This window comes from Geobacillus sp. C56-T2 (assembly GCF_007829715.1).
Lineage (GTDB): Bacteria > Bacillota > Bacilli > Bacillales > Anoxybacillaceae > Geobacillus > Geobacillus icigianus.
This window is the reverse complement of sequence record NZ_VJWB01000001.1, coordinates 2,974,790-3,000,212: the sequence shown is the minus strand read 5'-3', so window position 1 is coordinate 3,000,212 and position 25,423 is coordinate 2,974,790. Positions and strand designations below refer to the sequence as shown.

The following is a 25,423-nucleotide window of genomic DNA, read 5'->3' as shown; positions in this document are numbered from 1 at the left end:
GTATCATAAAGAAGCCATTTTGATTTTGCGCAAAGGAGGAACTGCGCGTGAACCAACCGTATGCCTCTCCACAGCTGTTTGCGCTCATCGATCCGTATGTATACCATACTTTGCAAGGCGTGCGCGGCCAAGAGGTGGTGGTAGAAACCGTCCGCGGTTCAATGCAGGGGATCGTGAGGGATGTGAAGCCGGATCATCTCGTCATTGCCGCGCATCAGGCGGTTTATTATGTCCGCTTGGCGCAAGTCGTTTCCGTTCGCCTCGGCCATAACTGAAAAAGGAGGAAAAGGCGGTGGTCTTTCAGCGAATCGACCGGTTGGCGATTGAGTTGCCGAAGCCGAAGTACGCAGATCCCAATGCGGCGGCGGCCGTGCAGGAACTGCTTGGCGGGCGCTTTGGCGAAATGTCGACGTTGAACAATTATTTGTTTCAGTCATTCAATTTTCGGCAAAAAAACAAGCTTCGCCCGTTTTACGAGCTGGTGGCAAGCATTACTGCCGAAGAGTTCGGCCATGTCGAGCTCGTGTCCAACGCGATCAACCTTTGTTTGACCGGCTCCACCCACCCAGGTGACCCGGATACAGCGCCGATGAAGGACGCGAAAGACAAGCGCAATACGTATCATTTCATCGCCACGGCGCAGACGGCGTTTCCCGGCGATTCGATGGGGAAGGCGTGGACGGGGGAGTACGTGTTCAACAGCGGCAACTTGATTTTGGATTTGCTTCATAACTTTTTCCTTGAGTGCGGAGCGCGCACGCATAAAATGCGCGTCTATGAAATGACCGATCACCCGACGGCCCGCGAGATGATCGGCTACTTGCTCGTGCGCGGGGGCGTCCATATTTTAGCGTATGCGAAAGCGTTGGAAGTGGCGACCGGTGTGGATGTGACGAAGATGCTCCCGATCCCGAACTTGGATAACCGTGTGTTCGACGAGGCGAGAAAGTATGAGGATCAAGGCGTCCACCGCCGGCTTTATACGTTCAGCGATCGCTATTACCGAGAAATCGCCCGCATTTGGCAGGGCACGCATCCGAGCGATGGAAAGCCGCTCGAGGTGGTGGAAGGAGCTCCCCAAGGGGGGACGATCCCGGATTTGGACGAAGTGCCGGAAGAATTCGCCCCTGGGATTTCGGCGGAAGACTTTTTCGCAATAGCCAAGCGGCTGCAGCGATCGGCCGGATTGTGATTAGGCGCCCAACGGCGCCTCATTTTTTGCAAAGCCGGTCATTGACTAGAATCGTATCGTTCCTTTCCCTTGGTTCGGCAAACGCATCAACGAAAAGCCCAGCCCCATTGACTAGAATCGTATGGGTTCCTTTCCCTCACGAGTCTAAGATCGAAGAAGCGGTCCGTTTTCTTCCTGCTGTCCGTTGGCGGCAATCGTTTGGAGCACAGCGAGGAAGCGGCGGGCGCTTTTCGGCAAATACCGTTGTCGGTCGAGGATGGCGGCGGCTTCCGCGGTCATCGACGAGTCGGTGATCTCGAATACGTCGATGCCGGGGAGGCGAAACAAGGCCACGGTCGATTGCGGCACAATGGTGGCGCCGAGGCCTTGGGCGACAAGGGAAAGCAAGATCGTCGCATCCGGGCATTCGCATAAGACGTTCGGTTCAAAGCCGTGGCGGCGGCATTCCTCGATGACTCGCTCGTACTGCCCGGCGCCGTGCACCCGGTGAAGAAGGAGAAGCGGCCAATTGGCAAAATCGCGCATGCATAGCGCGGCTCGCCCGTTGTTCCATTGCGCCGGCAAGACGCCGACATAACGCTCGCTCGCCAGCTGGATGACGTCGTAATGAGCTGCATCCATCGGCAGGCGGACGATGCCGATGTCAATGTGCCGCTCTTGAAGCAGCTGGCAAATGGAAAACGTATCCCCTTCCCGAAGATGGAAGGTCACGTTCGGAACTTGTTCGTGGAAGTGACGGATCGCTTGGGCCAAATAGGAAAAACACGATTTGACGCAGCCGATCGACAGCGTGCCCGTCGTTCCGTCTTCGATTTCTTTTACTTCCGCCACGGCGTCATCAAGCTGGCGCAGCAGTCGTTTCGCCTTTTCGTAAAACGCCTTGCCCGGTGGGGTGAGCTCCATTTTTTTCGCCTTCCGGTCAAACAAAAGAACACCGAGCTCTTCTTCGAGCTGCTTCAGCTGCTGGCTGAGCGGCGGCTGGGCGATGTGAAGCTTTTGCGCCGCTTTGGTGATTTGCCCCTCTTCGGCAATCGTGACGAAGTATTTCAGCTGTTTCACATCGATCATGCGTTTGTCTCCTTTCGTTCGCGGATTCTCTTTCGGTTTTTAGGAAATGGCGCTGGTGGAGAAAGGGGAATGCCCGCTTCGTCCGCTTGTATACATTTTTCATATAGGTACGTTTATTGTTTTTGTATTTTTCATATATGAAATCATATGTTATATTAATTTTGAACATTCTGAATGAAAGCGTTTCCTTAGCTATTATACCCGAAAACGGAGGGGATGAAAATGCCGGCCAAAACAGGAAAGGAGTATATGGAGCGGCTCAAGCAGGCGAAAAGCAGCGTGTACATCCACGGGGAAAAAGTGGAGGATGTCACCGTTCATCCCGCGTTCCGCAACGTCGTCCGCTCGATGGCGGCGCTTTACGACCGGCAATACGAAAAGCCGGAGAAGATGTTGTACCGGTCGCCGACAACCGGGCAGCCGGTCGGGATGACGTTCATTCAGCCAACTACGATTGACGAGCTCATCGCCCGCCGCGAGGCGACGCAAGAGTGGGCGCGGATGTCGGCCGGAATGATGGGGCGCTCGCCTGATTATTTGAATGCCGAAGTCATGGCGATGGGCATCGCCAACGATTTGTTTGCCGAAGACGATCCGATGTTTGCCGAAAATGCGAAAAACTATTATGAATACGCGCGGGAACACGACATCAGCTTGACGCATACGCTCATCCATCCGCAAATGAACCGCGCCAAGGCGCTGCACGAACAAAACGATGCCGATGTGCCGCTTCATTTGGTGGAACGGCGCAAAGACGGGATCATCGTCAGCGGCATCCGCCTATTGGCGACGCAAGGCGGCATCACCGATGAAATTTTAGTGTTTCCCTCGACCGTGAAAAAAGCGACATCCGGCGAAGACCCATATGCGCTTGCCTTTGCCATTCCGAACAATACGCCAGGCGTGAAGTTCATTTGCCGCGAGGCGTTTGACTACGGGCGGAGCGCGTGGGATCATCCGCTGGCATCGCGTTTTGAGGAAGGCGATGCGATCGTTTCGTTTGAAAATGTGTTTGTGCCGTGGGAGCGCGTGTTTGTGTGCGGCAATTCATCGATTTGCAACCGGACGTTCCGGGAAACGAACGCGGTTGTTCATATGTCCCATCAAGTCGTGGCGAAAAACATCGTCAAAACGGAGTTTTTGCTTGGCGTCACCCTTTGCCTCATCGAAGCGATCGGCATCGGCGAGTTCCAGCATGTGAAAGACAAAGGGGCGGAAATCATGCTCGTCCTCGAGACGATGAAAAGCCATTTGTACCGGGCCGAGCACAATGCGAAGCGAGACCGTTGGGGAACGATGACGCCCGATTTTGCCGCGCTCGATGCCGCGCGCAACTGGTATCCGCGCATTTATCCGCGCCTGGCGGAGATCATCCGCATTTTAGGGGCATCGGGGTTGATGGCGATTCCGACGGAGGCGGATTTTCAGCACGAGGAAATTGGCGACATCGTTCGCCGGGCGATGCAAGGGGCGACGGTGGACGGCTATGAGCGCGTCCAGCTGTTCCGGCTCGCCTGGGATCTCACGATGAGCGCGTTCGGCGCCCGGCAGACGCATTACGAATATTACTTTTTCGGCGACCCCGTTCGGATGGGGATGGCGTATTTCGATGGCTACGAAAAAGAGCCGTATAAACAGTTCGTGCGCGAATTTTTGCGCGGCGCCAAAAGCGTGTTCATTCCGGCTGACAACAAGCATTGACCGTTCATTCGCACGTTCGCAAACACGGATCGGGGAACAGCGGAGGGTGCGCGGCTGCGGCGTTTCCTAAGAGGCTGGTGATTTCGTGCAAAATATGACTGATTCCATCTGTTTCTCAATTAGAGAAACCTTGCAGAATCAGCTTTCTTTTCTGAATGAAAATACCGCCGATTCGTGTGTGACAGTCGTTTGTCACCGCCCTTCTAAGGTTGCCGCCGCTCGAAAACAGGCGTTCAGTGGCGCGCAAGCCGAGCGGATTTGGGCGTGCTGCGAGATGTTTGAAGTGAAAGGATGTGGCCAGCAACAAGGAACGTTTTGTTCCATGTTCGCCAGCGGAAACGACGGCTTCTTTCTGTCGGCCGCCCAACGCTAGATGAAGGAAGGTTGCGAAAGGGGGAAGAGAACGATGGCATTTTCCATTATTCGCTGCGCCCGCGTGGTGCTGCATGTGACCGATTTGGCCGCCGCCCGCGATTTTTACGAGCGGGTGCTTGGGTTTGTCGTGACGGAAGCGGATGAAGATCATCTGTATTTGCGGGGACTTGAAGAATATCATCATCATAGCCTTCTCTTGAAAAAGGCGCCCCGCCCTGCGGTCGAAGCGCTTAGCTACAAAGTCGGTTCCGAGCAGGAATTGGAAGCGCTTTATGAATGGTTTGCGGCGCAAACGCTGCAGCCGAAATGGCTCGAAGCGGGAAGCCAGCGCGCCGTCGGCAAGGCGTTTCGCGTGCAAGATCCATCCGGACTGCCGCTTGAGTTTTTTGCCCATATGGAGAAAACCGAGCGGTTGTTGCAGCGGTATGACTTGTACCGCGGCGCCCGCGTGCAGCGCATCGATCATTTCAACTGCGCGGTGACGGATGTAAAGAGCGCATATGACTTTTATGTCCGTGGTCTGGGCTTTGCCTGCTCAGAATATACGGAAACAGAGGATGGGAAGCTTTGGGCGGCATGGCTGCATCGGAAGCAAAACGTCCACGATTTGGCGCTGATGAACGGAAAAGGGCCGCGCCTTCACCATATTGGGTTTTGGCTGCCGGATCCGCTCAGCCTGATCCATGCGTGCGATGTGCTGGCGGCGGCCGGATATGCGTCGAACATTGAACGCGGGCCGGGCCGTCACGGATTGTCGAATGCCTTCTTTGTCTATTTGCGCGATCCGGATGGCCATCGAATCGAGCTGTACAACGGCGATTATTTGACGAGCGACCCCGATTTTCCGCCGATCCGCTGGGATTTGGATGATCCGCGCCGGCAAACGTTCTGGGGCCATGCGGCGCCCGACAGCTGGTTTGAAGAGGCGTCCATCGTCCTTGACGTTCACAGCGGCCAACCGGTCGAGCCGAACGAACCGACACTGGCGAAGCGGAAACCGACCTTCCTGATTTAGAAAGCTGACTTCTTCCATCGTTCGTTCTTGACCAAAAAGAAACATAGCATTTCAGGCGGTTTCTCCATGATATAATATATGATTTTATCGTTGATTTCATATATGATAGCATGTATAATATAAGAAGATTCAGAAAAATAGAGACAATAGGGGGCAAGGGGATGGCATACCGCGAAGTGAAAGAACGGCTGCGCGGCTCGATCGCGCCGGTCGTCACGCCGTTTGATGAAGAGGGAAACGTTGATCTGGCAGCGTTGACGGCGCTCATTGACTGGCATATCGAAAGCGGCACACACGGCATTTCGGTGACGGGAACATCAGGAGAACCGAGCTCGCTGACGCTGGAAGAACGAAAGCAGGTGATGGAAGCGGCGAAGAAGGCGGTCGCCGGGCGCGTACCGTTCGTGCCGGGGACGGGGTCGACGAATCATGCGGAGACGATCGAGCTGACGAAATTCGCCCAAGAAATCGGGGCTGATGCCGCGATGGTCATCGTTCCCTATTACAACCGTCCATCCCAACAGGCGCTGTACAAGCATTTTCAGGCGGTGGCCGAGGCGGTCGACATCCCGATCATCGTCTACAATATCCCTGGCCGGACGGCGGTCAATTTGGAGGTCCAAACATTGGCGCGGCTGGCGGAAGATTGTCCGAACATTATCGGCGTGAAAGAGTCGAACAAAGACTTTGAGCACGTCAACCGGGTGCTATGGCATTGCGGGCGCGATTTTCTGCTGTTTTCCGGCATCGAGCTGTTGTGCTATCCGATGCTGGCGATTGGCGGCGCCGGGTCGATCAGCGCGACGGCGAACGTCGTGCCGCAAAAAGTGGCCGAGCTGCACGATGCTTGGTTTGCCGGCGATGTCAAGCGGGCGCAAGATCTTCATTTTGAATTGATGGAACTCAATAACGTGCTGTTTATCGAAACGAACCCGGGCCCGGTGAAAGCGGCGCTCGGCATGATGGGGAAAATCACTCCGAAGCTCCGGCTGCCGCTCGATTTGCCAAGCGAAGAGAACGAGCGGAAAATCCGCCGCACGCTCGCCAAATACGGGTTGCTGGCCGAGACGCCGCAATGAGCGCGCTTGCTGAGGAAGGAGGGAGAGTGATCCTTGCCGGCTGGGATGTAGGGAAGCGTCGGCGTTGGTCATCGATATGAAAGGGGGAAGGGCGATCATGAACGTGCGGTTGCGCTTGGCTGGTCGACGGCATCTGTTCGAGGCGAAAGCGGATTGGCGGAGCGGAACGATGACGGTGGAGGGACGGACCGCGCCCATTGACGAATGGGAGTGGGAGGCGCCGGACGTTGGCGCTCTGTATGGGGTGGCGCTTAATGACCGATGGGAATGGGAAGGGATGGCCGAGGCCATGACCGCTCCGCCGTACGAGCAGCCACCAAAAGGGCCTGTGCTGTATATGAAGCCGGCCAATACGATCAACGCCCATCGCCGGCCGGTCGTTCTCCCGCCCGGTGTCCAACGGCTTCGCGCCGCCCCGGCGATCGGTCTGGTTATCGGGCGAACCGCCGCGCGCGTGCAGCGCGAGCAGGCGCTCGATTTTGTATTCGGTTACACGATCGTCAATGACTTGTCGATTCCGCACGAACAGCGGTACCGACCGGCGGTGAAGGAGCAGGCGCGCGACGGATTCACTCCGGTCGGCCCGTGGATCGTGCCGAAAGAGGAAACGGTACCGCTGTCATCGTTAATGGCGCGCGTATATGTCAATGGTCAGCTCGTTCAGTGCGCTGATCTCCGCCGGTTCCGGTGTCCACCTGAACAATGGCTGGCCGAGGTGACCGAATTTATGACCCTTTACCCGGGCGATGTGCTGTTTTTCAGCTGGCCGGCTGACGCGCCGCTCGTGGCGGCAGGAGATGTGGTGCGCATCGAAATGGACGGAATCGGTGTGTTGGAAAATCGGATCGTTGCCGAAGAAGGGGGAGGAGGGGCATGAAGTGGGCGCGTGTGGCGTGGAACGGAACGGTGACCGACGCGGTGCCGCTTGACGACGGCCGCCTTCTGCTGCCGGATGGGACGGTGGCCGCTGAGAGCGACGTCATCTGGCTTCCCCCGGTCGAGCCGCGCACGATCGTGGCGCTTGGATTGAATTACGCAGATCATGCGGGGGAACTGTCGTTTGCCGCGCCGAAAGAGCCGCTTTTATTTTTCAAAGGGAAAAACACGCTCATCGGCCATCGCGGCCGAACCGTTCGCCCCGACGGCGTCAACGTGATGCATTATGAATGCGAGCTCGCGGTCGTCATCGGCCGTCCGGCCCGCCGGGTAAAAGCAGAGCGGGCGTACGACTACATTTGCGGTTACACGATTGCCAACGATTACGCTGTTCGCGACTACTTGGAAAATTATTACCGACCGAATTTCCGCGTCAAAAACCGCGACCGAACGACGCCGCTCGGCCCATGGATCGTCAGCCATGAGGAAGTGGGCGATCCGATGGCGCTTCGTTTGCGGACGTATGTCAATGGGACGGTTGTGCAGGAAGGGGATACGGGCGATATGATCTTTTCGATCCCGTATTTGCTCGAGTACATCACCGAATTCATGACGCTCGCGCCTGGCGACTTGATTTTGACCGGCACGCCGAAAGGGGCGGTGAACGTCCAGCCCGGCGATGAAGTGGTGACGGAAATTGAACGCATCGGCCGGCTCGTCAATTACATTGAATAGCAGGTAGCGGTGAACAAGCTAGACGATGACCAACGCTTTGTTTTGCCTTGTCAATTTTACATTGAATAGCAGGCAGCGCCCGGCAGAAAGCGTGGCATCGGGCGTTCAGAGCGAAAGGGGAGAGGATCGTGCCGCACTTTGTCTTAGAATACACGGCCAATCTCGGCGAAGAAGCCGATATTCGCGGCTTGCTTGAAAAAGTTCACCGTGTGCTGATCAAGCGGAGCGATTGGTTTCCCGTTGGCGGCATCCGCTCGCGCGCCATTCGGCTTGACGAGTACTATGTGGCTGACGGGGCCGAAGACGATGCGTTTGTGCACGGGACGCTGAAAATTGGCGCCGGGCGTCCGGAACAGGTAAAAAAAGAAGTCGGCGACGAGCTGTTTGCCGTGATGAAAGACCATTTCGCCCCGCTGTTTGCCAAACGCTATTTGGCGCTGTCGCTTGAGCTGTATGAATTCAGCGAGGCGGGGACGTATAAACACAACAACATTCATGCGCGTTATCGGGCGCAGCGGTGATGGGGGGAAACGAATGGCAGTGCAACCAAAAGTGCTTCATTATATCAATGGGAAGTTTGTGGAAGGGACAGCCGGTCTGTATTTCACCAATATCAATCCGTTTACGAACGAACCGATCAACGAAGTGGCCGAAGGACGAAAGGAAGACATCGACGCGGCGGTCCGGGCGGCGAAAGAGGCGTTTGATCATGGGCCGTGGCGGACGATGCCGGTGGAGCGGCGGCTTCGTTATCTGTTCCGCATCGCGGAGTTGATCGAACAGCGGGCGGACGACATCGCCTATTTAGAGGCACTGGATACCGGCATTCCGATCAGCCAGGCGAAAAAACAGGCCGCCCGCGCGGCGGAAAACTTCCGCTTTTACGCGGAAATGGTGAAAACGCGCCTTGTCGGCGAAGCGTACCACGTCCATGGTCAGTTTGTAAACTACACCGTCCACAAGCCGGTCGGCGTGGCGGGGCTCATCACGCCGTGGAATACGCCGTTTATGCTCGAGACATGGAAAGTCGCTCCAGCGCTGGCGACTGGCAACACGGTCGTCTTGAAGCCGGCCGAATGGTCGCCATTGACGGCGAATCAACTAGCAGAAATCATCGATGAAGCCGGGCTGCCGCGCGGGGTGTTCAACGTCGTGCACGGGTTTGGCGAAACGGCGGGCGCCGCGTTGGTCGCCCATCCGGACGTGCGCCTCATCTCGTTTACCGGCGAGACGACGACCGGCATGGACATCATCCGCAACAGCGCCGCGACGTTGAAAAAAACATCGATGGAGCTTGGCGGCAAGTCGCCGCTCATCGTGTTCGCCGATGCGGATCTCGAACGGGCGCTTGATGCGGCCGTTTGGGGTGTATTTTCGCTCAATGGCGAGCGGTGCACGGCCAACTCGCGGCTTTTGCTCGAGCAGTCGATTTACGACGAATTTGTCGCCCGGCTGAAAGAGCGTGTCGACCGCATCGTCATCGGCGACCCGATGAACCCAGCGACCGAACTGGGGCCGCTGATTCACCGCGATCATTGGGAGCGGGTGAACCGCTATATAGACATCGCCAAGCAAGAAGGGGCGGACGTCTATGCCCCCAGTGTTCCGAACGGGTTGGAAAACGGCAATTTTGTGCCGCCGACGCTGCTGCTGAACTGCCATAACGGCATGAAGGTGGCGCAGGAAGAGATTTTCGGACCGGTGATGGCGGTCATGTCCTTTGCGGATGAAGAAGAGGCGATCCGGCTGGCGAACGATGTGAAATACGGATTGGCGGCATACGTCTGGACGAACGATCTAAAGCGCGGCCACCGCGTCGCCCAAGCGATCGAAAGCGGGATGGCATGGGTCAACTCGCCGAACGTCCGCGATTTGCGCATCCCGTTTGGCGGGACGAAATACAGCGGCATTGGCCGCGAAGGCGGGCATTACAGCTTTGATTTCTATACGGAAGTGCAGGTCGTCCACGTCGCGGTCGGCGACCCGCCGATCCCCGCGTTCGGCAAGGGGGAGAAACGGACCGCCTTGTCTGCCGAACAGGCATGACGACTAGTCAACCTATATGATCTAGTCTATGATAGACGTATGGGAACGAAGGCGAAAAACAAAACACAGTTGGCGTATGAGTATATGTTGTCCCGCATTGAAAGCGGTGTCTATGGTCCGGGATACCGCATCGTCATCGACCAAATCGCCCGCGAGCTCGGGTTAAGCAGCATTCCGGTGCGCGAGGCGATCCGCCAGCTCGAGGCGGAAGGGCTTGTCGAGTTCAAGCCGTATGCCGGTGCTGTGGTCAGCACCATTAACGAAAACGAATATGTGGAGACGTTGTCCGTGCTGGCGGTCTTGGAAGGCTATGCGACCGCGCTTGGCTCCGCCAATTTGACGAAGGAGGCGATCAACGAGCTTGAGCGGTTGAACGAACGGATGGAGCGGGCGCTTGAAGAGCTGGAGCTGGAACGGTTCAGCGAACTGAACTACGAATTTCATTCTTTGATTTACGCCCATTGCGGCAACGCCTACCTTGAAGAGCAAATCAAGCAAATTTGGCAGAGGATGAAACGCATCCGCTTGTACGGATTCACATTTGTTCCGCAGCGGGCGAAAGCATCGATCGAAGAGCATCGAGAGATCATCCGCCTGCTACGGGAACAGGCGCCGGCGCATGACATCGAACAATACGTCCGCCAGCATAAACTAAACACCGCCGAGGCGTTCAAGCGGCGGCGCTGACCACGATTCTGACCTAATGGATGGTTTTCGGCAGGCGCTCGATACAAGGTGATGCTGTTCTCCGATAGGGAGGTAAAGAAGGTGTCCCCATTCTTTTGGGGCACCTTCCAGAAGGGTTTTGAAAGCGTTATCAATAAGAAAGGGGGAAATCAACATGAAAAGGAGAATGTCTCTTTTCATGACAGCCTTGTTGTTCCTGTTCCTTGTCGCTTGCGGGAAGACAACGACATCTGAAAATGGAGGGGACGAAATCAAAATCGGCGCCATTTTCTCGGCCTCAGGTGGAGCGGCGCCGCTCGGCAAGCCGGAGATGGAGACGGTCAAAATGCTTGTTAAGCAATGGAACGAGCAAGGCGGCATCAATGGAAAGAAAATCAAGCTGATCGCCTATGATGACAAATCCGACCAAAACGAGGCCGTATTATCCGCGAAAAAACTCATCGAGCAAGACAACGTGACAGCCATCATCGGCGGCACGACCAGCGGAAACTCCTTAGCCATGATCCCACAAATCGAAAAGGCAGGCATTCCGTACATTTCCCTCGCCGCAAGCAAACAAATCGTCAATCCAAGCGATGGATCCTCGCGCCATTGGACATTTAAAACAGCCCAAGGAGACGATATTGTCATTAACAAGCTGCTTGGCTTTTTGAAAGAAAAGGGATGGACGAGTGTTGCTTGGCTAAATGTTGCCAATGCTTATGGAACAAGTGGCCATAGCGAGTTTATACACTATGCCCCGGAATACGGAGTCAAAGCCGTGATTGAAGAGGAATTTGAGGCAACGGTCGATGATGCGAAAGCAATGTTGACAAGAGTAAAAAAAGCAAATCCACAGGCGATCATCGTCTGGGGGACAGCGCAAGAATCAGCAATCGTGACGAAAAATATTCGCGAGTTGGGCATCGACGTACCGATTATTGAAAGCCACGGTGTTGGCACAAAAAGCTTTATCGATTTGGCAGGAGAAGCGGCCAATGGCGTCATTCTTCCTGCAGGGCGCATTTTAGTGGCTGATCAGCTCCCAGATAGTGACCCGCAAAAAAAGATACTATTAACATACAAAGAACAGTTTGAGAAAACGTACAACTACGAACCGACGACGTTTGGCGGGCACGCTTGGGATGCGTTCCATCTATTGATGAATGCCATTAAAGAAGGGGGGACTGACAAAGAAAAAATACGGGCGGTGCTGGAAAAGACAACGGATTTTGTTGGTATCTCAGGCGTGTTCCATATGTCCAAAGATAACCATACCGGTCTGGATGCCAATAGTTTGGTGATGGTGCAAATTCAAGACGGAAAATTTGTACTTGCCGAGAACTAGGAAAGGGAATTAGACTGCTAATTCCCTTTTGCTTCATCTAGCCAATGGGGGAGGACAAGGTTGATGGAGGCTTGGAGCCAGTTGATGCAGTTACTGTTTTCCGGACTGACGCTTGGGAGCATTTATGCATTAGTGGCACTCGGGTTTGTTATTACGTACAGTGTGACAGGTATTTTGAACTTGGCCCAAGGTGATTTCGCGATGCTAGGGGCGCTTGTTTGTATTGCATTGGTCAAGAGCGGCGTGCCTTTCGTTCTCGCTATCGGGCTGAGCATGCTCGCTGTGATGATCATCGGGGGGCTGTTTGAACGGCTGGCGATTCAGCCGGCACGCCATTCATCTGTCGCAGTGCTCATTATTATTACGATCGGCGCATCGTTCGTCTTTCGCGGGATTGCTTTGCTTGTGTGGGGGACGGATCCGTATGCCTTGCGTCCGTTTGCCCGGTGGGAATCACTTTCGATGTTTGGAGCGGTGATCCAATGGCAAAGTATTTGGGCGATCCTCATTTCGATTACTAGTTTCATTGGGTTGAACTTGTTTTTTCAACGGACGTATTTTGGCAAAGCAGTGATGGCTTGCGTCATCAATCCGTTTGCCGCCCGTTTGATGGGCATTGATATTCGCAAAATGTCGATTGGAGCTGTCGCGGTTAGTGCCGGTCTTGGTGCATTGGCAGGAATTGTAATCGCTCCGATCTCCGGCGCCTCGTATGATATGGGGATCATGATCGGATTAAAAGCGTTTATTGCGGCAGTTGTCGGCGGATTGACGAATGCTCCGGCCGCGATCGCGGGCGCGTTTCTTATTGGTTTGCTCGAATCGTTTGCCGAAGGATATTTGTCTTCTGGATACAAAGACGCGATCAGCTTTGGGTTGCTATTGCTTGTGCTCTTCTTTATGCCGAATGGATTGTTTGCGAAAATGACAGGGAAACGGGTATAAGGAGGGATGGCGCGGTGGAGCGGGATGAACGGATCAAAGGTGGGCGAAGGCGGCTAGCGCTATTCGTTTTGTTGGCCGCTTGGCTTGGTCTCCCTTTCCTTGTTTACGGAAATAATTACCTGTTGAGCATGTTGATTATCATTGGTCTTTATACCCTAGTCAGTACAGGGATGACGCTACTGATGGGGTACGCTGGACAAATTTCGCTCGGGCAGGCCGCTTTTTATGGCATTGGAGCCTATTCGTCCGCTTATTTGACTGCCTATGTAGGATGGTCGCCTTGGCTGGCGATGGCAGTTGGTGCGCTATTGGCCGCCTTGGTGGCATTTGTTGTTGGCATCCCGGTATTTCGACTGCGTGAACATTATTTAGCTTTGGCGACGCTAGGATTTGGCGTTATTATGTTTACGCTGTTTAAGGAGTGGAAAGCAATCACCGGAGGGTTAAACGGCTTTTTTGGTATTCCACCGATCAGCGCACTGGGACTTTCCTTACAGACGGATATTCAGTTTTATTACCTTGTTTGGCTGTTTGTATTTATCGGTTTATGGTTTGCCCACAATATCGTCCGCTCCCGGGTCGGACGGGCGCTGCGAGCCATTCACGAAAGCGAAGTGGCGGCCAGCTCTCTTGGGGTAAACATCACCAAATACAAGTTACAAATCTTTATGATTAGCGCTATTTACGCTTCGGTTGCCGGAAGCTTGTATGCGCATTATGTTACGTTCATCAACCCAGACTTATTTAGCATTGTTCCCTCTATTTATTTTCTGATTATGGTTGTCATCGGTGGAACGGCTGGGGTATGGGGGGGACTTGTTGGTGCCGCTGTTTATGTTTGCTTAGGTGAATGGCTAAAAGCGGTTGTGCCGTTATTGCTGCCGGATGCCGGCGGAGAGTTTGAAATTGTCTTTTTTGGTTTACTGCTAATTCTCATGCTTATTTACATGCCTAATGGATTGACAGGCGCCATGCAAAAGGGAATGAGACGGTTTTCGGCAATAGCCGGAAGTCGGAAAGGAAAAACAGCAACGACCGACCGTCATGAGGCGCGTTCGATAGGAGGTGGGCATGGATGAACGCGATGTTGTTGGAAGTCGAGCAATTGTCTAAGTCGTTTGGTGGGGTTCAGGCGGTGCAGCGTGTGTCATTTGGGGTGAAAAAAGGGGAGATCGTCGCTGTGATCGGGCCAAATGGAGCGGGAAAAACAACATTGTTCAATGTCATTAGCGGTATTGTGCCACCGACAGATGGTTTCGTCCGTTTTCGCGGGATGACAGTCAATGGAAAACGGCCTGATGAGCTGGCGATGCTTGGGATGACAAGAACATTTCAAAACTTGCAGCTGTTTGCAGACATGACCGTATTGGAAAACGTGATGGTCGGTTTCCATCCACGCTTGAAAAGCGGGATCATAAGCGCTGGTTTTCGCCTGCCCTATATGGTCAAAGAGGAGAAACGGGCACGGGAAGAGGCATTCGTCTGCCTCGAACAAGTCGGTTTGGCTGATTTGGCGATGGAGCAGGCGGGAACGCTTCCGTATGGGATACAGAGGCTCGTGGAAATTGCCAGGGCCGCTGTCTCCCGCCCTTCGCTCATTTTGCTTGATGAACCGATGGCCGGGCTCAATCCGCAAGAATCAAAACAGCTCGTTGATGTATGGTTGGCGATGAGAGAACGAGGGATGACCTTTTTGTTCGTGGAACATGATATGGAAACCGTTATGTCGGTTGCCGACCGAATTGTCGTCCTCGATTACGGTCAAAAAATTGCTGAAGGAACGCCGGAAGAGATTATCCGGCATCCCGATGTCATTAAGGCATATTTAGGCGAACAGGAGGAGCGCCATGTTGACGATTCGCAATGTTCATGTTCACCATGACCATTTGCATGTGTTAAAAGAGATTGATCTGCAAGTGAGAGAAGGAGAAATCGTCGCGGTCATCGGTGCCAACGGAGCAGGCAAAAGCACACTTCTTGGTACGATTGCGGGTCTTTATGTCCCGTCAAAAGGTGAAATTCTCTTTGAAGGTGAGCCTCTCCCGTACGGAAAAGTAGAACGTATCGTCGAAAAAGGTGTTTGCCTTGTTCCGGAGAGGAGGCAAATTTTTGATGGTTTATCGGTCAAGGATAATTTGCTCCTTGGGGCATACCGCCGCTACCGTCATGATAGGCGCGAAGTGAAGTATGATTATGAGCAAGTGCTTGAGTTGTTTCCAAAGTTGAAAACGATGCTTGACCGCCCAGGAGGATTGTTAAGCGGTGGTGAGCAGCAAATGCTGGCAATTGCTCGGGGGTTAATGGCAAAGCCAAAACTGTTGATGCTTGATGAGCCATCGTTGGGGTTGGCACCACTCATCGTCAAAGAAGTGATGGAGCAACTGAAACAGTTGCGCGATCAGCTTCATACCGCTATTGTACTCGTTGAACAAAATGTACGCGCTGCGCTGCAAACGGCAGATCAAGCGTATGTGTTGGATCGCGGTCGGATCGTAGTGCGCGGGAAAGCAACCGATCTACTTGCTGATGAGCGGGTGGCTGAAGCGTATCTTGGAGTGGCAAGCCGCTAATCATAGTTGTTATATCATCGCTGTTTCCTTCTTGATTACCTGCACAATTGTTATATTTTTCTAATATAGCATTGAAAAATGGGGCAGTCACTACCGTTGGTCTTTAACGCTTTCGAAGAAAATAAACTAGTTGCACAAACACAATCGATGAAAAAGGAAGGGATGGGAGAACGCATGGATGATCGCACATTTCGCAACGCGATGGGGAAATTCGCAACCGGCGTGACGATCGTGACGACCGCGTTTCAAGGGGAAGTAAAAGGGATGACGGCGAACGCGTTTATGTCCGTTTCGCTTGATCCGAAGCTTGTCGTTGTCTCGATTGGTCATAAAGCACGGATGCATGACATCGTTAAGCAAACTGGGAAGTTTGCCGTCAACATGTTGACGCGCGCTCAGGAGGATTTGTCGCGGTTGTTTGCTGGCCAGCTGAAGGAAGAACGGGATGTGGCGTTTGAATGGGTCGATGGCCACCCGATTTTGCCGGATGCGATGGCGAATATTTTATGCAACGTGCATAGCTCGTACGTCGCCGGCGACCATACGCTCTATTTTGGCGAAGTGACCGATATTTTGATGAAAGACGAACCAAGTGACCCACTTTTATTTTTTGAAGGAAAGTATAGGAGTATTGCTCATGCGTGATGAGACAGTCGTGATGGCCGGCGGACAGCCGGCCAAGTATCTACTGTAGGTCAATCGGAAACACAGAACTAAGGAAATGATATGACGGTTGTGAAAATATGTTTGGTGCAATATAATCATAAAGGGAAACTGAAAATAGCAAAGGAGATGATGACGATGAAGAAGCGAAAGTGGGTTACGCGCGCTATGGCTGTTCTTTCTCTGTCGCTGTTGCTTGGCGCTTGTGGAAACGGTAACGGCAATGGAGGGACAGAGCAAGAAGGAGCCAATGGGAAGCAAGGCGGCGACGTGAAATTCCTCAGCATTGCCACCGGCGGGACGGGCGGAACGTATTATCCGCTTGGTGGGGCGTTTGCCGATATTATTAAAGATGAAACGGGTATCGACGCTAATGCCATCACTTCGGGGGCATCGGCGGAAAACATGGCGATTTTGGATGCGGGCGATGCGGAAATTGCGTTTGCTCAAACTGACATCGCGACATATGCCACAGAAGGAAAGTTAATGTTTAAAGAGAAAATTGAAAGCGTGAAAGGGATTGCGACCCTTTACCCGGAAACGATTCAAATTGTCACAACGAAAAAATCGGGCATTCAGTCCGTTGAGGATTTAAAAGGAAAAGTCGTTTCTGTCGGGGAAGCGGGCTCGGGAACGCGAGCAAATGCGGAACAAATTTTGGAAGTTCACGGCATGACGTTTGATGATATTAAAGCGCGCAATTTGTCGTTTGATGATTCCGTCTCCGGCATCCAAGATGGCACGATTGATGCTGCTTTTATTACAGCAGGAACGCCGACGGGAGCAGTGGAAGGTTTGTCAGCGACGGAAGACGTTGTGATTGTGCCGATCGCTGAAGACAAAATCAATGCGCTCATTGAGAAATACCCGTACTATGCGAAAGACGAAGTGCCTCAAGGGACGTATAAGCTAGCGGAAGCGGTTCCGACGGTCGCCGTGCGCGCGATGCTTGTCGCTCGGGCGGATCTGCCGGAAGACACGGTCTACAACGTTACGAAAGCGATTTTTGAAAACTTGGATAAGGTTAAACATGCCAAAGCCCAGCAAATCAAGCTGGAACATGCGCTCGATGGCATGTCGATCGAGCTTCACCCAGGAGCGAAGAAATACTTTGATGAAAAAGGGGTTAAAGCGGAATAACGGTGTGGCAGGAAGGACTGGCCGGGGTCATGGCGCCAGCCCTTCCTTATTTCCGCGGCCGCGAAGGAGGGCGGCTGATGCGAAAATGGGTCATAGCGGTCAGTGTACTTCTGGCGGCGGCTGCTGTCTTCTTTCTTCCTTTCCGTCAGGTGGTCGCGTTTGAAAAGGACGGTCGGGTCGCTGCGTATATCCCGATTTCTCAGGGGGATACGTTCGCGATTCGCTATACGCATTCGATCCATCGTTCAGATGTCGAGGAAACGTATAAGGTGTTGGCTGACGGGACGATTGAACAAATCGCTCTCACTTATGAGGATACGGCGGTCGGGATGCCGGCGAATGCGGCGTCAGGGGAAACATTTACGTTTCGGAATGGAAAATACTATATTACCGGCATGGAGCGCAAATTTCCATCCATTTGGTTGAGCATTGGACGAGTGGTCGCTAATCATCGCGTCATTTATGAAGGGAAGACGGTGACATTAAACACAGTCATCCCTCCCGGCTCCATTGTCCGCATCAAGGTGACACAACTATCATTAGTTCAATGCTGGAAGGGAGTGAACTTGTTTGACTGAGAAGTTTGAACAGCTATCCGCTGAGGAGCAGCAACAATTGCTAGAAAAATACGATCCGGAAGCAGCGACGCGCAAATTGAAAGGGCCGCTTGGCTGGATTGCCTTTTTCGGGCTGCTTTCCTTTTCACTTTTTCAGTTATACGCTTCGATTTTTCAAACGCTTCCAAAACAAATTTTATTGTCGATCCATTTAGGGTTTGCCTTGTCGCTTATCTTTTTATTGTTTCCGGCGCGGAAAAAGCATCTTCACCGTTCCAACGTCGGGATTGTGAATATCATTTTGTCGTTATTGTCGATCGGGGTGGGCGCATATTTGCCGCTGATGCTCGATGATATCGTCCAACGCATCGGCATTATGACGCCGCTTGATTTTACGGTCGGTTTGGTCGCCGTGCTGCTTGTGCTTGAGGCGACGAGACGGGCGGTCGGGCTGCCGATTACGATCATCGCCTCGCTATTTTTGCTGTATGCGTATTTCGGGCCGTATATGCCGGGATTTTTGGCCCATCGGGGCGTTGATTTGGAAGGGCTCGTCAAAACGATGTTTTTTACGACGGAAGGCATTTTCGGTACGCCGCTGTACGTATCGGCGACATACATTTTCGTCTTCTTGTTGTTTGGCGCATTTTTAGTGAAAACGGATGTCGGCGAGTATTTTAATGACTTGGCGCTCGTTGTCGCCGGGAAGCGAATCGGCGGTCCGGCGAAGGTGGCCGTGTTCTCCAGCGCGCTCCAAGGAACGATCAGCGGCAGCTCAGTGGCGAACGTCGTCACTTCTGGCGCGTTTACGATTCCGATGATGAAACGGCTCGGATATGGAAAAGAGTTTGCCGGCGCTGTGGAGGCGACATCGTCCACCGGCGGCCAGCTCATGCCTCCGGTCATGGGAGCGGCAGCGTTTTTGATGGTCGAGTTTATCGGCGGCATTTCGTATTGGGAGATCGCCAAAGCAGCAGCGATCCCAGCGATTCTATATTTTGCCGGCATTTGGATGATGACGCACTTTGAAGCGAAGCGAATCGGGCTGCGCGGGTTGACAGAGGAAGAAATGCCGAACCGGAAAGAAGTGCTCGGAAAAATCTACTTGCTCATTCCGATCCTTATCGTTATTTTGCTGCTGATGAGCGGAATGAGCGTGATGCGGGCCGCGCTTTGGTCGATCGTTGCGATCATTGCGGTCAGCGCGTTGAAAAAGGAAACGCGGTTAGGATGGCGTGACATTATCGACGCTTTAGTTGACGGAGCAAGAAGCGCGCTGTCTGTGGCGGCGGCGACAGCGGCCGCCGGGATTATCGTCGGGGTCGTGACGAAAACCGGCCTTGGCTTAAAAATGGCAAACGGGCTAGTGGACTTATCGAACGGGATTTTGATTTTAACGCTCTTTTTCACGATGTTGACATCGCTCATTCTCGGTATGGGGTCACCGACGACCGCGAACTATGTCATTACGTCAACGATCGCTGCACCGGCGATCATCGCTTCCGGTGTGCCGGAACTGGCGGCTCATTTGTTCGTCTTTTACTTTGGCATTATTGCCGACATTACGCCGCCGGTGGCGCTTGCGGCGTTTGCGGCCGCCGGCATTTCCGGAGGGAAGCCGCTGCGGACCGGGGTGATTGCGTCGAAGCTGGCGATTTCCGCGTTTATCATCCCGTACATGTTTGTCTTTTCACCGGCGCTGTTAATGATTGATACGACGCTTCCATATTTGATATGGGTCGTCTTTTCCGCGTTTATCGGCATGTTGGCCATTAGTGCGGGGATGATCGGCTTTTGGTACCGGAAGCTCAACATTGTTGAACGCATCATTGCGGTTGCGACAGGGTTGCTGCTGATTTATCCGGAAACAATCAGCGATATCGTCGGATTGGTCTTATTTGCTGCCATGTTTGCCATTCAATATGCAGCCGGAAGACGGGAACGGACGCAGAAAACAGCGTCATAAAAGTCCGGTTTGAACAAACCGAAAGGCAGGCGCTCATCTAGACGAGGCCTGCCTTTTGCTTGCGGTTGCGACGGGGCGGTGACATCATCTAGATGGCTGGTGAAAAACGATTGTTTCTCTTGAGCAAAGGGGGAACGTTTGAAAGGCGATCCTGATGCGACAGGGCTTTTCTATTTGAGAAACGGGCTTGATAAACGGCTTGTCCCTTAAATCACCAGCCCCTTAGGTGATCAAAAGGAACCGGTCGGCTTTGAGCAAGGACATCTCCGACGCGGCAATGGCTGATGGCGCGTCGTCGTTGTTTCCTTGTTTTGTTTTTGCTATGATGGGAATAGATTTGGTTGGCTTTCACTATAGAAAACCGGGCAGCCTGCCTGAAACAGGCGCCTAAGCGGCTGAGAACTGCCCGCCTAGTGGGCCGGTGATTGAAAAAGGCAAATGTAAAACGTATTTCTTTCATTGAGAACGTCTGTTTTCCGTGAAAATGCCGAACTGACGCGGATTTTCATCCCTGGGTGGAGGACAAAATGTTGCTCATGGAACTTTCCGTGAAAATTCGCCACCCTAATCCGTCATTTTCATGCCAGGGTGGGGAGCAACGCTTGCTCATGAATGTTTTTTGAGCGATAAAAAATCATTGCTGGAAGGACATCGCAGTTTTTCACCGGCCTTCTGGGGGCAGCAAACAACAGCTAGATGATGAAAAGGGAAGGATGGGAGAACGCATGGATGATCGCACATTTCGCAACGCGATGGGGAAATTCGCAACTGGCGTGACGGTCGTGACGACCGCGTTTCAAGGGGAAGTAAAAGGGATGACGGCGAACGCGTTTATGTCCGTTTCGCTTGATCCGAAGCTTGTCGTTGTCTCGATTGGTCATAAAGCACGGATGCATGACATCGTCAAGCAAACTGGGAAGTTTGCCGTCAACATGTTGACGCGCGCTCAGGAGGATTTGTCGCGGCTGTTTGCTGGCCAGCTGAAGGAAGAACGGGATGTGGCGTTTGAATGGGTCGATGGTCACCCGGTTTTGCCGGATGCGATGGCGAATATTTTATGCAACGTGCACAGCTCGTACGTCGCCGGCGACCATACGCTCTATTTTGGCGAAGTGACCGATATTTTGATGAAAGACGAACCGGGTGACCCGCTCTTATTTTTCGAGGGGAAATACCGAAGCATTGGTCAATAAGGATGGAGAAGGCATACGGCAGCCCGCCGAGACATCGGTCGTTCGGTTCACATGAAAGCAAAGGGTGTCCCAAAAACAACGGGACACCCTTTTTCATCGCTGTCTATATGGACAGAACGCTCCCATAAGTCCATATTTTTCTTCTCTTAAGGAAAGGCGGCCTTTTCGGCTGACCCTTTGTCATTTTTTCAACACATCGTGGTCGACGTACCGTTCGCCGTTCAGTTCGCTAATGACGTTAATGGCGACTTTCGCTCCATCGCCGGCAGTGATGATCGTATGAACGCTGACGCCTGCCACGGTGCCGGCCGCCCAAATGCCGTCAATGTTCGTTTTGCCGTTGGCGTCGACTTCAATCACCGTTTTGATGCGCGGCTCCGTGCCTGGTTTTGTGCGCAATCCGATTTTTTCTGCGAGGTCGGTGGCAACGCCGGTAGCGAAAATGACGTGTTTCGCCTCATACGAACCGTTGTCGGTGTCAAGTCGGAATCCGCCGTCCGTTTTTTGAATGTCCGTCACTTGTGCGGTCACCAGTTCAGCCCCAAACTTGGCTGCTTGTTTTTTGCCTGTTTCGATTAAATCCGGACCGCTGATTTCCGGGACGCCGTAATGATTTTCCACCCAAGCGCGTTTGGTCATGCTTTTGTCGTTGTCCAATACGACTGTTTTTTTCCCTGCCTTGGCGGCGAAAATCGCAGCGCTCGCCCCTGCCGGCCCAGCGCCGATAATGGCAATGTCGTACATCATGACAGCCTCCCTTTGTTTGAATATTGGCACTATGAATAGTGTAGCATAGGTGGAAACAACGTCCAAACGATTTGTTTTATAAAATGATATTTATTATCAAATTATATTTACTTTAAATAAAGGTGCGTGTATAATGGAAAGCAGAGGGGATCACAAAGGAGAGACGAACCAATGAGCAAGACCATTATTTGTGAACAATGCCAACATCCGGTACGGCGCCTGAAACATTCATTACTTTGCCGATGTGGAATGAAATTGGTCGTTCAAAAATAAGATGGTGAACAAACATACAGTTAGGTTCAAGTGGGAAACCGGCGAATGGCGCCGGTTTTTTTCTGTCCTTATTTTTGTCGGCGGCGAATATATAGAAATAAAACCGCATTTTTGATGAGGGTTGGTGCCGCTGATGCACGACAAACGAGATTTAGGGGCCCGATTGGCCGCTTTTTACCGCGAGATGGCGGAATGGGTCGGGCAAAAACGGAAACATTTTCCGCTTCCATTTCATGAAGAGAGCCGGGATCAGTTACTCGCTTATTTATATATGAAAGAGCATATGCCTCCTGATTTAATGGAAGCGCTGGAAGAAGAGGGATTGCTGCTTGGCGAGCAAGAGCCTCATCTCCTCGCGACAGTGGAACAGTTTTTGACTTATTTGCGCACGCCGTTTGATCGTGGGGAGGAGATCCGAGCGGTGACAAGAAACGAAGCGAAACGGCTGCTTGACGAACGAACGGAAGCGATGTTTGGCCCATCTGGTCGTTCCCAGCGGACGCGCATCATGGTGACGATGGACGAAGCGTGGGCCGATGAGCCGGACATCATAGAGCGGCTTCTTTTGTACGGCATGGACATTGCCCGCATTAATTGCGCCTACGGTTCACCGGAAACGTGGGAGACGCTGGCGGCTGTCATCCGCCGGGCGGAAGAGCGGTTGCAACAACAGCTGTTAGGGAAGCGATGCCGCATCTATATGGATTTGCCGGGACCGAAAATTCGGGTCGACCGGCTTGCCGTTCATACAGAGCCGGTGAAGCTGACCGTGCCGAAAAATGAATATGGGGAACCGATTCAACCGTTGACCGGGATCATTTCTCTCGGCTCTGGATCTTCGCAACTGCCTTCTCCGCTTCCTCATGATGTTTCGTTCATACTGCAGTTGACGGCCGAGGAGGAGGCGGTCGCGGAGCAAGGAGACGACCTGTTTTTTGCCGATGTGCGCGGGAGAAAACGAAAATTGAAGGTGATCGAACAAATGGGGCCGTCTTGCTTTAAAGTTCTCCTGTCACGGACGGCCTATGTGCAAAAAGGAATGAAATTGTGGCGTGGGTCGGTGCTGTTTACCCTTTCTTCCGCCTTGTTTATCCCGATGAAAGCGTTTGTCCAAACCGGGACACCGCTCTATATTTATTTCGATGACGCCCAGTTTGTAGCTGCAAAGGACGAACGCGGCGTAAAAATGACGACTACATTGGCGAAGGCTTGGCGCAACGTACGGGCGGGGGATCGGCTGTATTTGAACGATGGCCAAATTTTGGCCAGGATCGTTAAAGTGCATGAACGGTGCGTGGAGGCGAAAGTCATCGCTGATGGAGGAAAGCGGAAAACGATCAAGCAAGGGACGGGCATCCATCTTCCCGATTCGTTCATCCATTTGACCGTTCCGCCGCTCACCGACCGTGATCTCGAAGTGATTCCGTTCATCGCGGAGCATGCGGATATGGTCGGATTGTCGTTTGTCCATACGCCGTATGACTTGCGAAAGCTTTATCGTTTGCTTTCAGAGCAAGGGGCTTGTTCCCTTTCGGTGGTTGCGAAAATCGAAACGAGGGAGGCGCTCCACAACTTAGCCCGCATTGTGCTTGAGGGGTTAAAGTTCCCGACGTTCGCGGTGATGATTGCTCGCGGCGATTTAGCACTTGAAGTCGGATTTGAACATATGGCTGCCGCCCAGCGCGAGATTTTAATGCTATGCCGGGCGGCCCACATCCCCGTCATTTGGGCGACACAAGTGCTGGAACAAATGGCGAAAAAAGGGGTTCCGTCGCGCCCGGAACTTTCGGATGTGTTTCTCGGCAAGCAGGCGCAATGCATCATGCTAAACAAAGGAGCGCATATCGCTGAGGCGGTCCGCTTGTTGGCGTTTTTGCTTGCAAGCGAAGACAGCCACGTTGGGCAGTGGACGGATCGGCTCTCGTCTTTGGAGTAAGCCGCCTCCGGTGTTCGAACGGCCTAGGAGGCTGGTGATTTCGTGTAAAATGCTACTGATCCCACCTATTTCTTAATTAGAGAAACCTTGCCAAATCAGCTTTCTTTTCTGAATGAAAATGCCGCCGATTGGTGTGTGACAGCGGTTTTTCACCGGTCTTCTAGAAGGCTGGTGAAAAACCGCTGATTCCCTTCAACAATGGGGGAACGCATGAAAATCGGGACCAATGCAACAAGGTTTTTCTAGTTAAGAAATGGGATGGCAAAGCCGTATCCACAAGTAAATCACCAGTCTCCTAGAAGGATGCTGAAAAACCGTTGTTTGCCTTGATCGATGATGGAGCGCGTGAACATAGAAGCTGATGCAACTAGTTTTTCTATTTGAGAAACGATTCTGAGAAGCGGTTGCGTGAGTCAATCACCGGCTCCCTAGAAGGTTGGTGAAAAACTGCTGTTTGCTTTGATCGGCGATGGAATATGTGAACATAGGAGGCTGATGTAACAGTTTTTTCAACTTGGGAAGCGGTTCCGAGAAGCGGTTGCGCGAGTCAATCACCAGCCTGCTAGGCATGGGTGTGAAACGGTATCCGTTGGGGGTGATGGCACGACTTGGAAATGGTAGCTTCGCGAGATTTGCCGTTGATCGGCGGGGAGGGAAGTTCCCTGCTTTTTTTGCGCCTTATATGTAAACCTAATTATAAATATGGTTTACAAAATAGAAGCCGTTTCGATAAAATAGAAGCAATAATGGGAGAGGAGGGGAAAGATGCACATTCGTTCCTGGATTTGGGCGGCGCTGTTTGCGGCGTTGACGGCCGTGGGCGGAATGATCAAAATTCCGGTGCCGTATGTGCCGTTTACGTTGCAAATCGCTGCGGTGTACTTGGCCGCGTGCTTGCTTGGGCCGAAAATCGGTGCGCTCAGCCAGCTGTTGTACGTGTTGGTCGGATTGGCGGGGGCGCCGGTGTTTGCTGAAGGGGGAGGGCTCGGTTACATCTGGAAGCCCACTTTCGGCTATTTGCTTGGATTTATCGCTGGGGCGTACACAAGCGGATGGCTGATCGAACGTTTTCGTTGGACGAAAGGGGGGCAATTGTTTGCCGCCAATCTTGCTGCCTTGGTCGTCGTGTATTTATGCGGGTGCCTTTGGTTGTACGGCGCGATGAAATGGATCGTGGAAAAACCGTTGACCATCGGGCAGACGATTTGGTTTGGCGTGTTGCTTCCGATTCCTGGGGATCTCATTCTTTGTGCGGCCTGTTCGCTTGTCGCTGCGCGTGTTTGGCCTCGCGTTCGGCCGGTTATGACAACAGAGCGGTTAGGGGGATGATCG

The 25,423-nt window shown here is 53.0% G+C and carries 25 protein-coding genes; 23 read left to right on the top strand and 2 right to left on the bottom strand.

Going from position 1 to position 25,423, the window contains the following annotated elements; all coding sequences use genetic code 11:
• Nucleotides 1–47 precede the first annotated feature (47 nt).
• Complete coding sequence (locus GC56T2_RS14945; protein WP_144976278.1) at nt 48–275, top strand: YuzF family protein; 228 nt, start codon at nt 48–50, stop codon at nt 273–275.
• Nucleotides 276–292: 17 nt separating this feature from the next.
• The gene (locus GC56T2_RS14940; RefSeq protein WP_144976275.1) at nt 293–1,192 is read left to right on the top strand and encodes a manganese catalase family protein; all 900 of its coding nucleotides are present in this window, start codon (nt 293–295) and stop codon (nt 1,190–1,192) included.
• Nucleotides 1,193–1,336: 144 nt separating this feature from the next.
• Here the strand turns inward: GC56T2_RS14940 and GC56T2_RS14935 are convergent, their stop codons facing one another.
• Nucleotides 1,337–2,260, bottom strand: a complete 924-nt coding sequence (locus tag GC56T2_RS14935) for a LysR family transcriptional regulator (protein ID WP_144976273.1) — start codon at nt 2,258–2,260, stop codon at nt 1,337–1,339.
• A gap of 222 nt (nt 2,261–2,482) precedes the next feature.
• Here GC56T2_RS14935 and hpaB point away from each other — a divergent pair, with 222 nt between their 5' ends.
• From hpaB to GC56T2_RS14840, 19 genes are all read left to right on the top strand, one after another.
• Entirely contained in the window at nt 2,483–3,961 is a 1,479-nt protein-coding gene (gene hpaB / locus GC56T2_RS14930; protein ID WP_144976271.1) for a 4-hydroxyphenylacetate 3-monooxygenase, oxygenase component, read from the top strand.
• An 85-nt stretch (nt 3,962–4,046) separates the two neighbouring features.
• Nucleotides 4,047–4,334, top strand: a complete 288-nt coding sequence (locus GC56T2_RS14925; protein WP_144976269.1) for a hypothetical protein — start codon at nt 4,047–4,049, stop codon at nt 4,332–4,334.
• Nucleotides 4,335–4,367: 33 nt separating this feature from the next.
• A complete protein-coding gene (gene hpaD, locus GC56T2_RS14920; protein WP_144976267.1) occupies nt 4,368–5,351 on the top strand; it encodes a 3,4-dihydroxyphenylacetate 2,3-dioxygenase in 984 nt (327 codons plus the stop codon).
• A 161-nt stretch (nt 5,352–5,512) separates the two neighbouring features.
• Nucleotides 5,513–6,430 carry a 2,4-dihydroxyhept-2-ene-1,7-dioic acid aldolase gene (gene hpaI, locus GC56T2_RS14915; protein WP_144976265.1) on the top strand — a complete coding sequence of 306 codons (918 nt, stop codon included), beginning with the start codon at nt 5,513–5,515 and terminating at the stop codon, nt 6,428–6,430.
• A gap of 97 nt (nt 6,431–6,527) precedes the next feature.
• A complete protein-coding gene (locus tag GC56T2_RS14910; protein WP_172706428.1) occupies nt 6,528–7,307 on the top strand; it encodes a fumarylacetoacetate hydrolase family protein in 780 nt (259 codons plus the stop codon).
• Nucleotides 7,304–8,041 (top strand): fumarylacetoacetate hydrolase family protein, encoded by a 738-nt coding sequence (locus tag GC56T2_RS14905; RefSeq protein ID WP_144976262.1) that lies wholly within the window; start codon nt 7,304–7,306, stop codon nt 8,039–8,041. The genes GC56T2_RS14910 and GC56T2_RS14905 overlap by 4 nt, the downstream gene beginning before the upstream one ends.
• Before the next feature lie 128 nt (nt 8,042–8,169).
• Entirely contained in the window at nt 8,170–8,562 is a 393-nt protein-coding gene (locus tag GC56T2_RS14900; protein WP_033020439.1) for a 5-carboxymethyl-2-hydroxymuconate Delta-isomerase, read from the top strand.
• A 13-nt stretch (nt 8,563–8,575) separates the two neighbouring features.
• On the top strand, nt 8,576–10,087 hold the full coding sequence (gene hpaE / locus GC56T2_RS14895; protein WP_144976260.1) for a 5-carboxymethyl-2-hydroxymuconate semialdehyde dehydrogenase: 1,512 nt from the start codon (nt 8,576–8,578) through the stop codon (nt 10,085–10,087).
• A gap of 39 nt (nt 10,088–10,126) precedes the next feature.
• Nucleotides 10,127–10,774 carry a GntR family transcriptional regulator gene (locus GC56T2_RS14890; protein WP_144976258.1) on the top strand — a complete coding sequence of 216 codons (648 nt, stop codon included), beginning with the start codon at nt 10,127–10,129 and terminating at the stop codon, nt 10,772–10,774.
• Between the two features lie 154 nt (nt 10,775–10,928).
• Nucleotides 10,929–12,101, top strand: coding sequence for an ABC transporter substrate-binding protein (locus GC56T2_RS14885; RefSeq protein ID WP_144976256.1), 1,173 nt, complete (start codon nt 10,929–10,931; stop codon nt 12,099–12,101).
• Nucleotides 12,102–12,164: 63 nt separating this feature from the next.
• Entirely contained in the window at nt 12,165–13,046 is an 882-nt protein-coding gene (locus GC56T2_RS14880) for a branched-chain amino acid ABC transporter permease (protein WP_144976254.1), read from the top strand.
• A 14-nt stretch (nt 13,047–13,060) separates the two neighbouring features.
• Nucleotides 13,061–14,125, top strand: coding sequence for a branched-chain amino acid ABC transporter permease (locus GC56T2_RS14875; protein ID WP_144976252.1), 1,065 nt, complete (start codon nt 13,061–13,063; stop codon nt 14,123–14,125).
• The gene (locus GC56T2_RS14870; RefSeq protein ID WP_144976250.1) at nt 14,122–14,928 is read left to right on the top strand and encodes an ABC transporter ATP-binding protein; all 807 of its coding nucleotides are present in this window, start codon (nt 14,122–14,124) and stop codon (nt 14,926–14,928) included. The genes GC56T2_RS14875 and GC56T2_RS14870 overlap by 4 nt, the downstream gene beginning before the upstream one ends.
• Nucleotides 14,894–15,616 (top strand): ABC transporter ATP-binding protein, encoded by a 723-nt coding sequence (locus GC56T2_RS14865; protein ID WP_144976248.1) that lies wholly within the window; start codon nt 14,894–14,896, stop codon nt 15,614–15,616. The genes GC56T2_RS14870 and GC56T2_RS14865 overlap by 35 nt, the downstream gene beginning before the upstream one ends.
• A gap of 174 nt (nt 15,617–15,790) precedes the next feature.
• Nucleotides 15,791–16,261 (top strand): flavin reductase family protein, encoded by a 471-nt coding sequence (locus tag GC56T2_RS14860; RefSeq protein WP_144976246.1) that lies wholly within the window; start codon nt 15,791–15,793, stop codon nt 16,259–16,261.
• A gap of 156 nt (nt 16,262–16,417) precedes the next feature.
• Entirely contained in the window at nt 16,418–17,419 is a 1,002-nt protein-coding gene (locus GC56T2_RS14855) for a TAXI family TRAP transporter solute-binding subunit (protein WP_144976243.1), read from the top strand.
• A 77-nt stretch (nt 17,420–17,496) separates the two neighbouring features.
• The gene (locus GC56T2_RS14850) at nt 17,497–17,997 is read left to right on the top strand and encodes a DUF1850 domain-containing protein (protein ID WP_144976241.1); all 501 of its coding nucleotides are present in this window, start codon (nt 17,497–17,499) and stop codon (nt 17,995–17,997) included.
• The gene (locus GC56T2_RS14845) at nt 17,990–19,942 is read left to right on the top strand and encodes a TRAP transporter permease (RefSeq protein ID WP_144976238.1); all 1,953 of its coding nucleotides are present in this window, start codon (nt 17,990–17,992) and stop codon (nt 19,940–19,942) included. Before GC56T2_RS14850 ends, GC56T2_RS14845 begins: the two co-directional genes overlap by 8 nt.
• Before the next feature lie 725 nt (nt 19,943–20,667).
• Nucleotides 20,668–21,135 carry a flavin reductase family protein gene (locus GC56T2_RS14840; protein ID WP_144976236.1) on the top strand — a complete coding sequence of 156 codons (468 nt, stop codon included), beginning with the start codon at nt 20,668–20,670 and terminating at the stop codon, nt 21,133–21,135.
• Nucleotides 21,136–21,315: 180 nt separating this feature from the next.
• Here GC56T2_RS14840 and GC56T2_RS14835 read toward each other — a convergent pair whose 3' ends face one another.
• Nucleotides 21,316–21,879, bottom strand: coding sequence for an FAD-dependent oxidoreductase (locus GC56T2_RS14835; protein WP_144976233.1), 564 nt, complete (start codon nt 21,877–21,879; stop codon nt 21,316–21,318).
• 409 nt (nt 21,880–22,288) lie between these two features.
• Between GC56T2_RS14835 and GC56T2_RS14830 the strand changes: the two genes are divergently transcribed.
• Nucleotides 22,289–24,091 (top strand): pyruvate kinase, encoded by a 1,803-nt coding sequence (locus GC56T2_RS14830; RefSeq protein ID WP_144976231.1) that lies wholly within the window; start codon nt 22,289–22,291, stop codon nt 24,089–24,091.
• 765 nt (nt 24,092–24,856) lie between these two features.
• On the top strand, nt 24,857–25,420 hold the full coding sequence (locus GC56T2_RS14825) for a biotin transporter BioY (RefSeq protein ID WP_144976229.1): 564 nt from the start codon (nt 24,857–24,859) through the stop codon (nt 25,418–25,420).
• Nucleotides 25,421–25,423: the final 3 nt, after the last annotated feature.

Bases quoted from the DNA above. Each gene is read 5' to 3' on its own strand.
- GC56T2_RS14935 (WP_144976273.1), bottom strand. From the start codon at position 2,260: ATGATCGATGTGAAACAGCTGAAATACTTCGTCACGATTGCCGAAGAG.
- hpaB (WP_144976271.1), top strand. From the start codon at position 2,483: ATGCCGGCCAAAACAGGAAAGGAGTATATGGAGCGGCTCAAGCAGGCG.
- hpaD (WP_144976267.1), top strand. From the start codon at position 4,368: ATGGCATTTTCCATTATTCGCTGCGCCCGCGTGGTGCTGCATGTGACC.
- hpaI (WP_144976265.1), top strand. From the start codon at position 5,513: ATGGCATACCGCGAAGTGAAAGAACGGCTGCGCGGCTCGATCGCGCCG.
- GC56T2_RS14910 (WP_172706428.1), top strand. From the start codon at position 6,528: ATGAACGTGCGGTTGCGCTTGGCTGGTCGACGGCATCTGTTCGAGGCG.
- GC56T2_RS14905 (WP_144976262.1), top strand. From the start codon at position 7,304: ATGAAGTGGGCGCGTGTGGCGTGGAACGGAACGGTGACCGACGCGGTG.
- hpaE (WP_144976260.1), top strand. From the start codon at position 8,576: ATGGCAGTGCAACCAAAAGTGCTTCATTATATCAATGGGAAGTTTGTG.
- GC56T2_RS14890 (WP_144976258.1), top strand. From the start codon at position 10,127: ATGGGAACGAAGGCGAAAAACAAAACACAGTTGGCGTATGAGTATATG.
- GC56T2_RS14885 (WP_144976256.1), top strand. From the start codon at position 10,929: ATGAAAAGGAGAATGTCTCTTTTCATGACAGCCTTGTTGTTCCTGTTC.
- GC56T2_RS14880 (WP_144976254.1), top strand. From the start codon at position 12,165: ATGGAGGCTTGGAGCCAGTTGATGCAGTTACTGTTTTCCGGACTGACG.
- GC56T2_RS14870 (WP_144976250.1), top strand. From the start codon at position 14,122: ATGAACGCGATGTTGTTGGAAGTCGAGCAATTGTCTAAGTCGTTTGGT.
- GC56T2_RS14865 (WP_144976248.1), top strand. From the start codon at position 14,894: ATGTTGACGATTCGCAATGTTCATGTTCACCATGACCATTTGCATGTG.
- GC56T2_RS14860 (WP_144976246.1), top strand. From the start codon at position 15,791: ATGGATGATCGCACATTTCGCAACGCGATGGGGAAATTCGCAACCGGC.
- GC56T2_RS14855 (WP_144976243.1), top strand. From the start codon at position 16,418: ATGAAGAAGCGAAAGTGGGTTACGCGCGCTATGGCTGTTCTTTCTCTG.
- GC56T2_RS14850 (WP_144976241.1), top strand. From the start codon at position 17,497: ATGCGAAAATGGGTCATAGCGGTCAGTGTACTTCTGGCGGCGGCTGCT.
- GC56T2_RS14840 (WP_144976236.1), top strand. From the start codon at position 20,668: ATGGATGATCGCACATTTCGCAACGCGATGGGGAAATTCGCAACTGGC.
- GC56T2_RS14835 (WP_144976233.1), bottom strand. From the start codon at position 21,879: ATGTACGACATTGCCATTATCGGCGCTGGGCCGGCAGGGGCGAGCGCT.
- GC56T2_RS14830 (WP_144976231.1), top strand. From the start codon at position 22,289: ATGCACGACAAACGAGATTTAGGGGCCCGATTGGCCGCTTTTTACCGC.
- GC56T2_RS14825 (WP_144976229.1), top strand. From the start codon at position 24,857: ATGCACATTCGTTCCTGGATTTGGGCGGCGCTGTTTGCGGCGTTGACG.